Genomic DNA, 14,851 nt, shown 5'->3' on the forward strand with positions numbered 1-14,851 from the left:
GAATATTTAGATACTAACGAGAGCATTAACGAGATAACCATGGCTGATAAAACCTTAGAACTCGCCCTGCGGATCGTGGCCGAAGCCACGGGCACGCAGCATATTGCCGCCTTGGTCGATGAGCTTAAGCGCATCGGGGCCGAGTCGGATGCGGCGAATCCTAAGACACAAGCCTTAGCCGATGAAATTGATAGCGTTAGCGACGCCAGTCAAGCGGGCGCGAATCAAGTTGATGAACTCAAAAACAGCCTTGATCCCTTAAGTAACCAGCTCGACCAAGTTGCCCAAAGCGGCCGCAATACTCGCACGCAAACCGAGCAGCTCACTAATGAGCTTAAGCCCTTAGCCACTGGGCTGGATGATGTTGGCGATAGCAGCCAATCGACCAGCCAAAAGGCCAATGTCTTAGCCAATAAGCTCGATGAGCTGGCTAATCAGCAAGACCTGATCAACACCTTTAAGCGCTCCCGCAATGAGCTTGAGCAACAAGAGCTTGCGGTTACAGCTGCAGCATTAGCACTGCAGGACTTAAAGCAGCGTGCCAGCCAAACCGACGCCCCCTTTGTGCAGCTGGCTCGCTCCATCGATGTGGCCGAAAAAGAGCTGGAGCAGATGCGCACCGAGTTGGCGCAGCAATCGGCCAGTCACACTAAGTTGCAAAATGCCTTATCCAAATCGGGTATTGACTATAACAACCTCACCACCGCACAGCGCAAGTTAAGTAGCGAATTTGACGGTACTGGCCGCAATGTCGATAAGTTTGCTAATCAGTTAGATAAAGGCAATGCCAGTGCCCGCGATCATGCTGCCAGCCTGCGTGGTGTGATCGGCCAAGTGACCGCCTTAGCGGGCGCATACTTGGGCTTTGATCGTGTAGCCCAAGCCGTTAAAGACATCTTTGCCTCTGGGGATCAATTCGAGCGCCTGGGCGTGCAGATGAACGCCGTGATGGGCAGCTTTGAATCTGGCCGCCAAGCTACCGCTTGGGTAAAGCAATTCGCCATCGATGTACCACTGCAACTCAATGAAGTTAACCAAGCGTTTGTAAAAGCCAAAGCCTTTGGCCTTGACCCGATGAATGGCACTATGAAGGCGATTGTGGATCAAGCCTTTAAACTCGGTGGCGGGTTTCAAGAGGTCGAGGGGATCACCTTGGCTTTAGGCCAAGCTTGGGCAAAACAGAAATTGCAGGGCGAGGAGATCCTGCAACTGATTGAGCGCGGCGTTCCTGTGTGGGACATGCTGGCGAAGGTCACGGGCAAGAATAGCCTCGAACTGGAGAAATTAAGCAGCCAAGGCAAGCTGGGGCGTGATGTTATCCAAGCCCTTATCGATGAGATGGGCCGCGCCAGCAACGGCAGTGCCGCCGCGCAAATGGCTTTACTCAGTGGCCAAGTTTCTAACCTTAAAGATAATCTCACAAACTTTTACGACTTAGTGGCTCAGTCCGGCGCGCTTGATTGGCTTAAGGGGCAAATCAGCCAGCTAAACCAAGAGTTTGCCGCCATGGCAAGCGACGGCCGTTTACAGCAATGGGCGCAGCAAATCAGCGATACCATCGTGAGTATTGGCTCTGCGGTGCAAGATGGCGCGGCCATGCTGTACCACTACCGTGATGAAATCGGGTTTGTGGCTAAGGCATTTCTCGCGTTAAAAGTTGGTAGCTATTTTAGTGATGTGATCGCGGGTGCTAATGCAGCCATTGGTGTGATGCGTCTGTATACCGGAGCTATTGCAGGCACAACAGTCGCCAGTGAAACCGCCACTCTAGCGGCTGGTAAATTAAAAGCCGCCTTAGCCGCTGCAGCTAAGGCGGGATTATACCTGGCATTAATCAATGAACTGGTTGAATTGGCGCGGGTGTACCAAGAGCTGCTGATCGCCGAAGAAGCCTTGGCTAAATCCAAACGTACAGCAGCGGCTAGCGCAAAACAGTTGGCGTTTTCCCTTAAGGATTTAAGCGAGCAAACGGGCGTAGCTTTTACCACTATGGCCGAGTTCAACAAGGCAGTGGATGACGGCAAGCTGATTTATGACGATGCCAGCGGTAAATGGAAGAACGCCGCCAAAGCTATGGAGGAAGTCAAGCAGGTTGCGGTTGAAGTGGTTGAACCCATTAAGCTGACCGTCGATGAAGCGCTGCGCCTGACCTTAACATTAAGCGATCAGGTTAAAACCCTTGATGATGTTAAAGGCGGTATGGGCGGATTTATTCGCCAAATTGATGCGGCCTTAGAACCTTTAAAAGCGGCGGGATCAGAGTATGCAGGCCATGTAAAACTGCTCACAGAGCTGCGGGCAAAATTTGAAGAGCAGCAAAGCTACCTCGATGCCACGGCCAAAGGGACTGCAGCGTTAGAGCAAGCCTATAAAGACTTAGGCATCACCAGCAGCCAAGCATTGATTGAGGCGACCAATAAGGCTGAGGCTGCTTTTAATCTTATCCGTAATAACCGCGAACCGCTTGAGCAGCAAAAGGATGCATTTTTAGCGTGGGCAAAAGCCGCGCTCACGGCTGCCGAAGCCACTGGTGCTGTGGTACCAGAATCCCTAAAGGCGCAGGCGGCAACCCTTGGACTCTCTAAAGAGTTAAGTGATCTGACGGCTAAGCAGTACGGCTATAGCGATAGCATTAAAGAACTCTCACCTGAACAGGCGAAGTTAAGCCGTGCCGTTGCCGAAACCGAAGCGCGCTTAAAACAATGCCGTGATGTGATGAATAGCTCGACGGTATCGAGCAAAGAAAAATCCAAAGCGCAACAGGAACTCATTAACCTGCAGGGCAAGCTGAGTGTGCAAACTCAGCAGCTTAGCGAAGTACAAGCGCTTGAGGCTGCTAACTATGAGCAGATCAAAAGTAAGTATGCCGCAGTGAGTGATGAGATGCTGAGGCTCGAAAAAGCCTATAAGGATGGCGGCATTACTGCTGAGGAGTACCTGCAGCAAAAAGAACGCCTAGTGCAAGTGCTCAACGTACTGCAACGCCTAATGGGCGGCTTGCAAGATGGTGAGCAAGAGACTGACGAACAAGTCAAAGAGACCAACAAAACCTTAGCTGAGCAGCGCCAAGAGCTTGAGCAATTAGAGGAAACCACTGGCCGCGCCACTGAGTATGTCAACCTATTTGCGGGTGCGTATGCTCACCTCAATAAGCAATTTAGCTTTAACCAAGACAGCACCGAAAAGCTTAATGCTCGGCTCGATGAGCTGACCAAAAGCATTATGAACAATATGCGGGTAAATACTGGCTTTTGGGGCGTGCTGGCACAGCTCAGTAACCAAGCCTTTATCCGCGAAAAGCAGATCATTAATGAAACCTTGCTGACGCGTAAGTGGGCTGAGGAGCTTGAAAGCTCGACGATAACCCTTAGTCGGGTGAATCAAATCAGTCGCGAGTCCGGCTATTTAATCCGTGAATTAGGTGATGAAGAACTTAAGCCGCTGCAGTCCGCCATTGATGCAACCCGCAATCGGATTCTTGGCCTGCGTGACGATATCAACGCTACCTTGGGCAGTCTCAAAGATGAGATGGATCAGCTCAACAATAACCAAGCTGCTATCGAAAAGCGCCGCTATGAGCAGCAACAGGCCGAGCTTAAGGCGCAGCTCGATGCTGCCCGAACCGCCCAGGATAATGAGTCCATTGCCAGTGCCCAAGAAGCCCTGCAACTCAGTCAGCAAATCTACGCCACCAAACTAAAACAAATCGAAGCCGAGGCTGCTGAACGTAACGCACGGGCTAAAGATAGCGTATCAAGCAGCGCCAGTACCGCGACGAATTCCACGCGCAGCAATGCCAGCCAAGCGCCAGCGCCATCGGTCAACAATCCAAACACTGGCGGCAGTGTGCAGGTGTATCGACTAGAGCTGGTGATGCCCTCGGGTAATGTGCTGAAGGCTGATTTATTGGATGAGTTTAAGCAACTGTTTTTACGCGAACTTGAACAGATTAAGGCGACATCATGATCACCCTAGACACTATTCAACTACCGCAATTTATTTGGCTTAACCGTATCGGTTATACGCCCTTTGTTTGCACGAGTGAGTTTGCCCTCGATGGTTCGCAGCATATCGAAGTAGCGGCTAAACAGGCTGGGCGTTCCATTGTGTTATTCAGTGATGGCGAATCCATCAACCTATTTGAAGCCCTTGAAAACCACGCCAGCACGAAAGGGGCGACAAGCTTCAATCTGGATATTAACGGCACGGTATTTAACGTGATTTGGGATTACCGCGAACAAGCCATTAGTGGTGCTCCAGCCATTAACTACAGCGACAGCGCACCCGATGCTGTTGATGCCATCACCCTTAAGTTAATCACTGTTTAAAGGCTATTTAATATGGCAACTTCCCCGACTCCAATTTCCCGCGATAGCTTAAAAATCTTCAAGCCCGAATTGTTAGGCTCAAGCAATGAGGCTGGCGGCCAGCGCACGAACAACGCTGTGCAATCAGGGCAGATTAACGAACTGTTTGATGCTATCTCTGATATCGATCATGCCCAATCGAGTATCGAAATAGCCAAAGCGTTCCCCACGCTTTACACCAATGACACGGGCAAGCTTAAGCAGGCCCATGTGTTTTTCAGTGAGCCGCCACTCGATCCGCTGGTAAACGTGTTTATGATTGAATCCCCCGCGCTTAATGACGCCTCTCGCATGACCGATATGAAAGAAATTATCGAATCATCGGTTACTGCAGGGGAATTAATTCGTGAAGGCGGACCGGGCTTTCTGGTGAATCAAAACTCGTTTTCCTCCGATTATTTGCAGTCGTCATACCGCTTTAATGACCGCGACTACTGGAAAACCACCTATCTCACCGTGGGCCAAGTGATTTGTATTACCGTGGAATATACCGGGGTAGAAAATGCCGACTGGCCGCGCAAAACCCATTTTTGCAAAGTGATTGGCACTCGAATTGTTAACGGCGAAGTGGGTACCGTGGTCTTTTCGCCGCCGATCCCTTTTGCCACCCCTTGGGCATCGCTGCAGGTTAATGGTCAAACCAAGTGTACTAAGTTGCGCTTATCTAACACCGCATCACCGCTTAAGTTCCATGGCGTGACTAAATTAACCGCCGTGGCCAATGGGGTAAATTTGGCCGTGGGGGCGACACAGTTATCCTTGCTGCCAGCCATTACCACCATACTGCCAAAGCCGGGCAATACTATTGTTGGCGGCAGTGAGAATGGTGATGCCACGGTAAGCCAAGTGATCCGCAAAGTGATCACCCAACCCGCCAGTAAAGGCACCTATAGCTATACCTTTACCACCCCGGATTTATTAACTGATGATAATGGCCTAGTTGCCGTTTCCACGGTACCTACGGCGAGTATGGGCGGGTATAACAGCTACATTCAATCGGTGACAGTTGGCACGGGTAATATCACAGTAACATTAAATTCAAACGTAAATTTTAATAATGCGGCAACCGCAAGCCTGTTTTATGTGTCGTCCTATAAGTACAGCATCTATTCAAGTGTTAACCCGTTCCCAGCCAATAAGCAATTAACAGTAGGCAGTATTAAGGGCCGTGCGGTGTTTGCGGATGCCAACTATGCCGCCCAAGATGTGTATGAAAGGATTAGTAGCGATAGCACCATAGGCAAGCTTTATGATGGCACTGAACTCTTAGCCACCATTAACTACTTAACAGGCGCGGTGACTAAGCAAGTGGTTAGCCGTGGTGAGTTTACCTTTACCTATGCGGGATTGGTCGAATCGAGCGCCGCAGCGGCTGCAGGCGACAGTGCCGCAAAATTTACCTTGGCCGTGCCTAATCCCTTATTAGAAAGCTTTTATGTGCAAGTTGAGCGCATCTCAGACCGTGCGCTGATTAGCGCCTCAGCCAATGCTCAAGGTGTGGTTGCGGGTAGCGGGATTGCTGGCAACATTAGCAGTGGTATTGTCGAACTGACCTTTAGCGCCCCTGTGGATTTAACTACATTGCGTTATGACATTAGCGACCAAGTACGGCAACTGCCACCGGCTGAGATTTACGGTTTAAACCCGCTGCGTATTCCTAACGATGGTATTGTGAATATGTTCCGCCAGTGGGGCACCGTGGCAATCTCACACTCACAAGTGCAGCAAGTTACCGCCACGCCTGGCACTGTGTATAACATTCGCCAAAACGCCGCCTTTAGCGACATTACCGATGCTAATGGGGCGAGCCTATGGACCAGCGGAAATACCCATTTCACCGTCAATAAGGCTGCAGGCACTGTCACCATTAACAGCGACTTTGCCGGATTTGCTGCGCCCTTTGTGTTAACCGATGTGATTAGCGAACTGGCATTAGTCTCAAGCTTTACCCAAAACGCCATCGTGTTAGCTAAGCCATTATCCCGTGAATACCCGATAGGGGCCACCGTGGCCAGTGTGCAAATCCTTGGCGACCTGCAGGCCCGTGTCGGCCAAGTGCGTGATATGACCGCATGGGCCAATAACTGGGACGTTGACGGCGCTCAAGCCACGGGCAATTACAACTCAGTGGATTACCCGATAGAGGTGAAAAACAACACCGCAGTAAACGAGGATTGGGCATTGATTATGACCAGTGATAGCGCATTCCGCTGCGTAGGTCGCCGCCTCGGCCAAATTGGTTCAGGCGATACCCTTAATGATTTTGCCCCAATCAACCCAGTAACCAATAGCCCGTACTTTGTCCTCAGAAAAGGCGGTTGGGGCGGTGGCTGGCAAGCAGGCGAAGTGCTGCGCTTCCCAACCTTTGCCGCCTCAAAACCTATCATGCTGCTGCGTAATGTGCAGGTTGGCCACAGTCAAATCACCAAAGATAAAGCCGTACTGTCATTCTTTGGCAATGAATCTTAATTAGGAGTCATATTATGGGTTTTACACCAACAGTATATCGCTGGGATGATGCGGGCGCGCCTTCGATTGGTACTCGCAAACCTTCTGAAATTATCAATATTTTGAAGAAATGCCTTGTTGATGGATATGGCTCTAAGCCGGGAGCCGGGTGGACTGCACCATTTCAGGATGCCTCTGCTAACAGCATTGTATTGAGAAATTCCACTGAACATGGCTCTGGCGGTTTTGTAAAAATTTGGGCGAAAACGGCGGGTGACATAGCTAATGACACCTTATTTATGATTAATGCGCCCTTTATCGACTCAATCAATCCTGATTGGAGCACAACGCTGGGCGTGAGTTATCGCGACTTTTTCTTTCCGGCAAATAGTTATATTAATCGCTGGGCGATTTATGCCACGCCACTGAGTTTTTATTTTGTCTGTTGGGGGAGTGGAACGGGTTATAACGTGGTAGCTGGTACAACAGCCACTATGCCTAATGTCTTTATTGGAGATTATGAAAGTTTTGTGCCGGGTGATGTGAGTCGATTTATCGCCATATCTTCAAGCAGCCTTTCGGCGGACGTTCCGTTATCCAGTAATGGCGGCGGCAATGCTTTATTCTCTTTTAATTCTGGTTCTGTTTTAGGGCGGTTATATGAAACTGCCAGCTTTACAAATCCCAAGCTATTTTGCTTGCTACAATCATTTCCATTTAACGCTGGATATGAAACAACGAAAGTTGCAAATACTCCTCCGCTTAATTTTAATATGTGTTTCTCACCAATATTCGTTGCTTTATCGTCAACGTACATTAATGCCACCTCTACCGCCGTGCAGTATCTTGATAGCGCAGGAAACAACACTTGTCGCAGCATGTTACATCCTATTATGAGGGGGAAATTACCGGGCCTGCACATTTCATTATATTTTGGCTGTGCCAATGAGCTGAATATTTACACTTGGCAGGCGGATGGTATCACCTGGCACTTAATGCCTCAGTATCACTTTGGTGGTTCAAGAGTGTGGCTTTCAACGGGGGAATGGTATGCCTAGTTTTACATTGCCATCCCTTACGCTTTCTAAAGGTGTATACCTTCTTGGGCAACTCACGATAACCAATCAAGATAAGTTTGCAGAACGATACGCCGTGATTGATAGAGCGACTTTCTTCACCTTAAGGCTTGGCGATTTTCCGCCTAGTGGTGTCGTCAAGTTACTGTTACCACCCACTCAAGCAACAGACGGGGTGATTGTGGTCATTATGGATGATGACAAAAACTATAATGCTGAAATCGTTGATGGTGTTACCTGTGAATTGGTTGATGCTAACCGTGTGAATCTATAGCTATGACTGCTATTACGATTAATTTTAGCGGCCCATGGCTAAGCGCTCGTTCACCACTCACTATTAATTTTAGTGATGAACCCACGCCAGAGATCCCAGAGGTACCCATTAGCCCGGGTACCATTGGCATTATGTGCGGCATAGGTATTGCGGTTGGGCCAAGTGTTGCACAGCTAGTCAGCATCGAGTCAGCCACCCAAAGCCATGCCACGCTAATCCGGCCACAATGGCAGGTTGGCCATGTGGCGCAAATGGTAACGGCCGCGTGGCAAGCTAAGGCATTAATGGGCATTACCGCCTCAGTAGTGTGGCGCTGGAATCAGTTAGTGCCATGTAATGTTGATGTGCTGTGGTTGGTACCCGATTTACATGCGGTGCAAGCTACTAGCCTATGGCTATCACCAGAATCGGTGCAAACCAGCGTTGCCATGCCATGGCGACAACCTGCAGCGACAGGGCAGATTATCGCATTGGGTGATATGCAAGGTGAGTTAGTCGCGACTGAGGTTAAGCTTGCCCACACAAATATTCGTGCTGCAGGCGATATGCAGGGCATAGCATGGGGGCCACATGCGGCGCGGTGGGTGTGCTCGAGCAAGTATCGACCACCCAAAGGCAAAGTCACCATTAACTTTAGTGATCCTTGGAAAGATGCCGCCAGCCCGATAGTGCTTAACTTTACCCCTTCACCAAACATTTGTTACTGGGATGATGGCGGCGGCCTGATAGGCACTAATCCATCATTACCCACCATTGATTTTAAGATCCCCATTGAACCGCAAATTAGAAGGAGTTATCTCATGCAGCCGCAAATTAGTTGTATTCGGGTAAGTGATGGTGCTGCGGTGGTGCTGAAATCGGTCTCTATCGCTAAGTCGCGTTCCCAATGGTCGAGCAGTGGCACTGTGGTGTTTTCATCCCGAATCGATGCCGAGCGTGCAGCTAATGAGTTACTAAAAATTAGCATTAACGGCTATGACTTTTATCTGTTGTGTGAGTCCCCTAGCGAGTCCAAAGGCTTTGGTAAGCAAAGCTTTAGTGCCACTTGCCGAGGTCGTTTAGCGCTACTTGCCAGCCCACATAAGAAGGCGAGCAATTATGTGAATATGGCCTCCCACAGTTTTATCGGTTTGATGTCTGACATTGTGGCCAATACGGGCTGGTCGATTGCCAGCCGGATCTCCGATTTTACCATCCCCGCCAATGCCTTTAGTTATGCAGCTAAAACTCCCGCTGAAGCGCTGAATATGATGGCGGCGGGGATTGGGGCTATGCTCGATGTGAATGATGAAACCCAAACGATTACCGTGATCCCCCAATGGCCCGTGGTGCCTTGGAATACCGCAACTGCGGTGCCCGACGTGATTTTACACGATGGCGTGATCCTCGATTTTAGTGAGCAAGTGGACATTCGACCCGATGCTAACGCGGTGTTTGTAAGGGGAGAGCAACAGGGCGTTGCAGCAAAAGTGAAACGCTTCGGGACAGCTGGCGACAACTTTTGTGTTGATATAGTGGACAAGTTAATCACTGATAACCAAGCCGCCAGAATGCGAGGCACCACTGAGTTAGCCAATGCGGGTAATAAGGTGCAGACCTCAATACGCACTAAAGTGCTTGCGGATTTACCACCCATGCGACCAGGCATGTTAATTGGCGTTCGTAAAGGTGCCGAGGTGTTTAAGTCGGTGTGTGAGGCGTGGAGTATTAGCGCAACGGTGAGTGAGTCCACTGGCCAAGTGACAGTGAATCAAACCGTGAATTTACTGAGGAATAAAGCTGCTAGTGGAGTGAGCGCATGAGCAATATCTACCAACGCTTAGCGAACCTAAACCCTAAGCCACAACGCAGTGTAGCGACTGTAGTTAACGTGGCTAATGGCAGTACGACAGTGCAACACGCCGATGGGAGTTATCAAACCGTTTTGGGTGACTCAGTGGCTAGCGGCAAAGTGTATATCGTTGATGGGCAGATCCAAGGCCAAGCTGCCGATCTGACTTATGTAGAAATAGAGATTTAAAAGAGAGCGGTCTGGCAATGCTACCAACATTACCAGACCGTCAACACACAGGATTACACCCTGTGAGCCAACCAAGGCTCCCTCACCGCGTCGACACGGCGAACCGAGCCTAGCATAAAAAATCCTAAAAAAGGAGGCTCACATGCCAAAACCGATCATCCCTTGGATGGGTGGTAAGCGTAGATTAGTTAAAGAGATTTTACCGTTATTCCCCGAGCATCATACCTATGTGGAGCCATTCTGCGGTGGTGCTGCGATGTTCTTCAGCAAAGATGAAGCGCGGGTGGAAGTGGTTAATGATATGAATGGCGATTTGGTGAACCTTTATCGAGTCATTAAACATCATTTAGAAGAGTTTATTAGGCACTTTAAATGGGCTTTAATCAGCCGTGAAGAGTTCCTATGGCAGAAGAATACTAACCCTGAGACCTTAACCGATATTCAGCGAGCGAGCCGATTTTACTATCTGCAAAAGTTGGCGTTTGGTGGCAAGGTATCTGGTCAGAACTTTGGGAGCTCAGCATCACGTCCCGCTGGTTTGAACTTACTGCGTATTGAGGAGGATCTTAGCATTGCGCACCTTCGACTCGCGAGAACTTATATCGAGCGGTTGGACTGGGCTGAATGTGTAAGACGATACGATAAGCCTGAAACCTTGTTCTATTTAGACCCGCCTTACTGGAGTACCGCAGGCTATGGCGTGGAGTTTGGACTAGAGCAATACGCCTTGATGGCCGAGTTGGCGAAGACTATCAAAGGTAAGATGGTGATCAGCGTTAACGACATCCCCGAAATGCGAGAGGCATTTGTCGGGTTACAAATGAAGACGTTAGGCATTAAATACACGGTAGGTGGTTCAGGCCGTTCAGGAGAGCAGCAAGAGCTACTGATCTGGAATTGGTAGACATATATAAGAAGGCCCTCTTAATGAGGGCCTTTGTTTTTTCTCATATAGGCAACACCATTTCTCACTTCGGGCGGCGCGCTACATCTTGATCTTTTTCAGGCACAAAACCTTCAATTTCAACGTCTTTACCTTCGAACAGGAAAGAGGTCATTTGTGCTTCTAAAAACTTACGATCATCAACATTCATCATGTTAAGTTTCTTTTCGTTAATCAGCATGGTCTGCTTTTTTTGCCATAGGCCCCAAGCTTCTTTACTGATGTTATCAAAAATACGTTTACCTAAATCACCTGGATACAGTTGAAAGTCTAGGCCGTCGGCTTCTTTGTTTAAATGTACGCAATTGACAGTACGCGCCATGATTATTCCTTACTGACTACAGTGGTTACGAGCAATAGCTACGAGTGATCCCAAGTTGGCTAACACGCGCTCAGTTGCGGCGGCGAGTCCCACTTTGGAAGGTTGATTGATGTTATACCAGAGAGACTGGTTTTGTTCCATGATTGCGCCCACGCTCGGTTTACCACTTGCCCATTTATCTAAGTTCAGCAACATAGGCTGAATATCTAAATGGAAATGACTAAAGGTATGCCTAAAACCAATTAATGGTTCAAGTTGAGTTGGTTGATAACCCTGCGCTTCAAGTTCAGTGTTGAGGGCGGCTTCGGAGCTAAACTCGGGGAAGCACCACAGCCCGCCCCAAATCCCTGCGGGTGGGCGTTTAGCCAAAAAGACCTGGTTATCTTTGAATAGAACCAACATCCACGCAGATTTTTCTGGAATGGTTTTCTTTGGCTTTTTACCTGGAAAATCGGTTTGCCTACCCATTAATTGGGCTTTGCAATCGACAGCGACAGGGCAAGCGGCGCAATTGGGTTTGCTGCGAGTACAAATACTGGCACCAATATCCATCATGGCTTGGTTATATTTTTGAATATCTTGCTGTGGCGTTAATTGCTCGGTTAATTGCCAGAGGCGTTCTTCTACCGGTTTTAGCCCTGGCCAGCCTGCAATTGCTCCATGTCTTGCTAAGACGCGCTTAACATTGCCATCGAGGATCGGATGATGTTGCCCAAGTGATAGGGATAACACCGCACCCGCTGTCGAACGGCCTATGCCCGGCAGCGCTAACACCTGCTCAAAGCCTGTTGGGAATTGTCCTTGATACTCATCGCGGATCATCTTAGCGGCTTTATGTAGATTGCGGGCTCTGGCGTAATAACCAAGCCCTGTCCAATGATGCAATACTTCATCGTCCGGCGCGTTAGCGAGTGCTAACACATCGGGGAAGCGCTGCATAAAGCGCTGGTAATAGGGGATCACTGTCGCTACCTGCGTTTGTTGCAGCATAATCTCTGAAACCCATACACGATATGGGGTTTTATCTTGCTGCCAAGGGAGGGTTTTACGACCGTGGTTGTCGTACCAATTAACGATACGTGTAGCAAAGGAGGCTGTAGATTTCATCGGCGCAGTGTAGCGGGAGATAGGGCGGCAAACAAGTCACTCTCACAGGAAAAACAGCGCTAGATTCGCTCCGGCGAAGAATCTTGTTATACTTCGCCTCCATTAGTGCTTGCACTGTAAGTTGAACTTTGGATAATGCCCTTCTTTTTAGACGGTGTTGTCCACGAGACGAGGCAAAAATGAGCGAAGTCACTACCGCTGAATTTAATGAAGAAGGCAAGTATCTGCGTAAGATCAGAAGCTTTGTCCTAAGAGAAGGGCGTTTGACTAAAGGTCAGGCGCAAGCCATTGAGACTCAGTGGCCAACTATGGGCTTAGATTACAGCCCAACACCATTGGATTTAGCCGAAGTTTTTGGCCGCGAAGCTGACACTGTACTAGAGATTGGTTTCGGTATGGGCGCTTCTTTAGTGCAAATGGCGCAAGAAGCACCTGAACTGAACTTTATCGGTATTGAAGTGCATAAGCCGGGTGTTGGCTCATGTTTAAGTGATGCAGCGGCTGCGGGCGTGACCAATCTTCGCGTTTATCACCATGATGCAATGGAAGTATTAGAACATGCTATCGCCGACGGCAGTCTTACGCGTGTGCAGTTGTTCTTCCCTGATCCTTGGCACAAAAAGCGCCACCACAAACGCCGTATCGTACAAGCTGAATTTGCGGAATTGATCCGTCGTAAGCTGAAGATTGGCGGTGTATTCCACATGGCAACCGACTGGGAAAACTACAGCGAACATATGTTGGAAGTGATGAATGTGGCGAGTGGTTATAAAAATCAATCTGTTGATGGTACTGTAGTGCCACGCCCAGATCATCGTCCATTAACCAAATTTGAAGCCCGTGGTCATCGCCTTGGCCATGGTGTGTGGGATCTGATGTTCGAGCGTATCGCTTAATATCGTTATCTTTTTATTGGATTTTTTAACAAAACGGGGAAAATCACTATGGCAACGAATCGTAGCCGTCGTTTACGTAAGAAAATGCGCGTCGATGAATTCCAAGAGTTAGGTTTTGACATCACTTGGACGTTCGATGCATCTGTTTCTGAAGCTGAAATTGATGCAACTGTCGATAAGTTTATTGATGAGGTGATTGAAGCCCGTAAGCTAGGCTTCCATGGCGGTGGTCATATCGAATGGGAAGGTATTATTGCGACCCAAACAATCGGTAAGTGCACTGAGGAAGATATTGCCGCAGTTAAGGCCTTCTGGGCGGGTCAAAAAGTGACTCAACTCGAAGTTAGCGATCTGTACGATATTTGGTGGAGTTAATGCCAGAAAAGGCGTTATTAGAGGAAGTGGTCGACAGAGTTCGACCCTTGCTCGGCCAAGGAAAGGTTGCGAATTATATCCCTGCGCTCGCCAATATTGATCCTGGCAAATTAGGTATTGCTGTTACCACGATTGATGGCGAAACCATAGGCGCAGGGGATTACCTTGAGCCATTTTCAATTCAAAGTATTTCTAAAGTTTTCAGCTTAACCTTGGCGTTAACTTTATATGAAGAAACCGAAATTTGGAGCCGAGTCGGCAAAGAACCTTCGGGACACTCCTTTAATTCATTAGTCCAAGTCGAGTTGGAGCGTGGTAAGCCACGCAACCCTTTTATTAACGCTGGCGCGTTAGTAATTGCTGACTTATTGCAAAGTCGTTTGGGCGCGCCTAAACACCGCATGTTGGAATTAGTCAGGGCGCTGAGCCAAAATGATAAAGTCTGTTTCGATAAGCAAGTGGCGGATTCAGAATATCAGCACAGTGCTCGTAATGCGGCGATAGCATATCTGATGAAGTCCTTTGGCAATTTTCAAGGCGATGTCGATACAGTGCTGCGCACTTATTTTCATTATTGCGCCTTAAAGATGAACTGCGCTGATTTATCGAAGGCGATGTTGTATTTAGCTAATCGCGGCAAAACCTTAGATGGCTCCGAGCTTATCTCCCAAGTGCAGACTCGGCAGTTAAATGCCTTGTTAGCAACGTCAGGTTTGTACGATGGCGCCGGTGAGTTTGCCTATCGTGTCGGTATGCCGGGTAAAAGTGGTGTCGGTGGCGGCATTATTGCGGTGATACCTGGGGAATTATCAGTTTGCGTATGGTCCCCCGAGTTAGACAATCAAGGCAATTCCCTTGCTGGGACGGCAATGTTGGAACAGCTCAGCCAGCGTCTTGGACGTTCAATCTTCTGATTTACCTATTTCTAGCACTCTTAGACTAATAATTAGTGAAATTCACTCATTATCTATCGGTGCTAATTTCTATAACTCCATATTAATTAGCTTGTTACAAAGTTGGCAT

General features: G+C 48.7%; 13 protein-coding genes. 11 read left to right on the plus strand and 2 right to left on the minus strand.

Translation table 11 applies throughout. From position 1 onward, the window contains the following. The first annotated feature begins 39 nt into the window (after positions 1 to 39). The 8 genes from H9J30_RS15035 to H9J30_RS15070 all read left to right on the plus strand — a co-directional run bounded on the left by H9J30_RS15035 (position 40) and on the right by H9J30_RS15070 (position 11,089). Positions 40 to 3,966: a tape measure protein gene (locus tag H9J30_RS15035; RefSeq protein ID WP_240131725.1), complete on the plus strand. Its 3,927-nt coding sequence runs from the start codon at positions 40 to 42 to the stop codon at positions 3,964 to 3,966. Beyond that, complete coding sequence (locus tag H9J30_RS15040) at positions 3,963 to 4,328, plus strand: hypothetical protein (protein WP_203432832.1); 366 nt, start codon at positions 3,963 to 3,965, stop codon at positions 4,326 to 4,328. The genes H9J30_RS15035 and H9J30_RS15040 overlap by 4 nt, the downstream gene beginning before the upstream one ends. A gap of 12 nt (positions 4,329 to 4,340) precedes the next feature. Next, positions 4,341 to 6,836: a hypothetical protein gene (locus H9J30_RS15045; RefSeq protein WP_240131726.1), complete on the plus strand. Its 2,496-nt coding sequence runs from the start codon at positions 4,341 to 4,343 to the stop codon at positions 6,834 to 6,836. Between the two features lie 14 nt (positions 6,837 to 6,850). Beyond that, positions 6,851 to 7,873: a hypothetical protein gene (locus H9J30_RS15050; RefSeq protein WP_240131727.1), complete on the plus strand. Its 1,023-nt coding sequence runs from the start codon at positions 6,851 to 6,853 to the stop codon at positions 7,871 to 7,873. Continuing rightward, positions 7,866 to 8,165, plus strand: coding sequence for a hypothetical protein (locus H9J30_RS15055; RefSeq protein ID WP_240131728.1), 300 nt, complete (start codon positions 7,866 to 7,868; stop codon positions 8,163 to 8,165). Before H9J30_RS15050 ends, H9J30_RS15055 begins: the two co-directional genes overlap by 8 nt. A gap of 2 nt (positions 8,166 to 8,167) precedes the next feature. Continuing rightward, positions 8,168 to 9,967 (plus strand): hypothetical protein, encoded by a 1,800-nt coding sequence (locus H9J30_RS15060; protein ID WP_240131729.1) that lies wholly within the window; start codon positions 8,168 to 8,170, stop codon positions 9,965 to 9,967. Continuing rightward, a complete protein-coding gene (locus H9J30_RS15065) occupies positions 9,964 to 10,185 on the plus strand; it encodes a hypothetical protein (protein ID WP_203432842.1) in 222 nt (73 codons plus the stop codon). The genes H9J30_RS15060 and H9J30_RS15065 overlap by 4 nt, the downstream gene beginning before the upstream one ends. 142 nt (positions 10,186 to 10,327) lie before the next feature. Next, complete coding sequence (locus H9J30_RS15070; protein WP_240131730.1) at positions 10,328 to 11,089, plus strand: DNA adenine methylase; 762 nt, start codon at positions 10,328 to 10,330, stop codon at positions 11,087 to 11,089. A 64-nt stretch (positions 11,090 to 11,153) separates the two neighbouring features. Here the strand turns inward: H9J30_RS15070 and H9J30_RS15075 are convergent, their stop codons facing one another. Together H9J30_RS15075 and mutY are read right to left on the minus strand one after the other, a co-directional pair. Continuing rightward, positions 11,154 to 11,450, minus strand: coding sequence for an oxidative damage protection protein (locus H9J30_RS15075; RefSeq protein ID WP_240131731.1), 297 nt, complete (start codon positions 11,448 to 11,450; stop codon positions 11,154 to 11,156). Between the two features lie 9 nt (positions 11,451 to 11,459). Then, positions 11,460 to 12,557: an A/G-specific adenine glycosylase gene (gene mutY / locus H9J30_RS15080; protein WP_240131732.1), complete on the minus strand. Its 1,098-nt coding sequence runs from the start codon at positions 12,555 to 12,557 to the stop codon at positions 11,460 to 11,462. Positions 12,558 to 12,736: 179 nt separating this feature from the next. Here mutY and trmB point away from each other — a divergent pair, with 179 nt between their 5' ends. The 3 genes from trmB to glsB are packed head-to-tail and all read left to right on the plus strand — an operon-like array spanning position 12,737 to position 14,742. Then, on the plus strand, positions 12,737 to 13,453 hold the full coding sequence (gene trmB / locus H9J30_RS15085) for a tRNA (guanosine(46)-N7)-methyltransferase TrmB (protein ID WP_240131733.1): 717 nt from the start codon (positions 12,737 to 12,739) through the stop codon (positions 13,451 to 13,453). Between the two features lie 48 nt (positions 13,454 to 13,501). Further along, on the plus strand, positions 13,502 to 13,828 hold the full coding sequence (locus H9J30_RS15090) for a YggL family protein (RefSeq protein ID WP_240131734.1): 327 nt from the start codon (positions 13,502 to 13,504) through the stop codon (positions 13,826 to 13,828). After that, positions 13,828 to 14,742 carry a glutaminase B gene (gene glsB / locus H9J30_RS15095; RefSeq protein WP_240131735.1) on the plus strand — a complete coding sequence of 305 codons (915 nt, stop codon included), beginning with the start codon at positions 13,828 to 13,830 and terminating at the stop codon, positions 14,740 to 14,742. Before H9J30_RS15090 ends, glsB begins: the two co-directional genes overlap by 1 nt. Positions 14,743 to 14,851: the final 109 nt, after the last annotated feature.

This window comes from Shewanella cutis, assembly GCF_022410515.1.
Lineage (GTDB): Bacteria > Pseudomonadota > Gammaproteobacteria > Enterobacterales > Shewanellaceae > Shewanella > Shewanella cutis.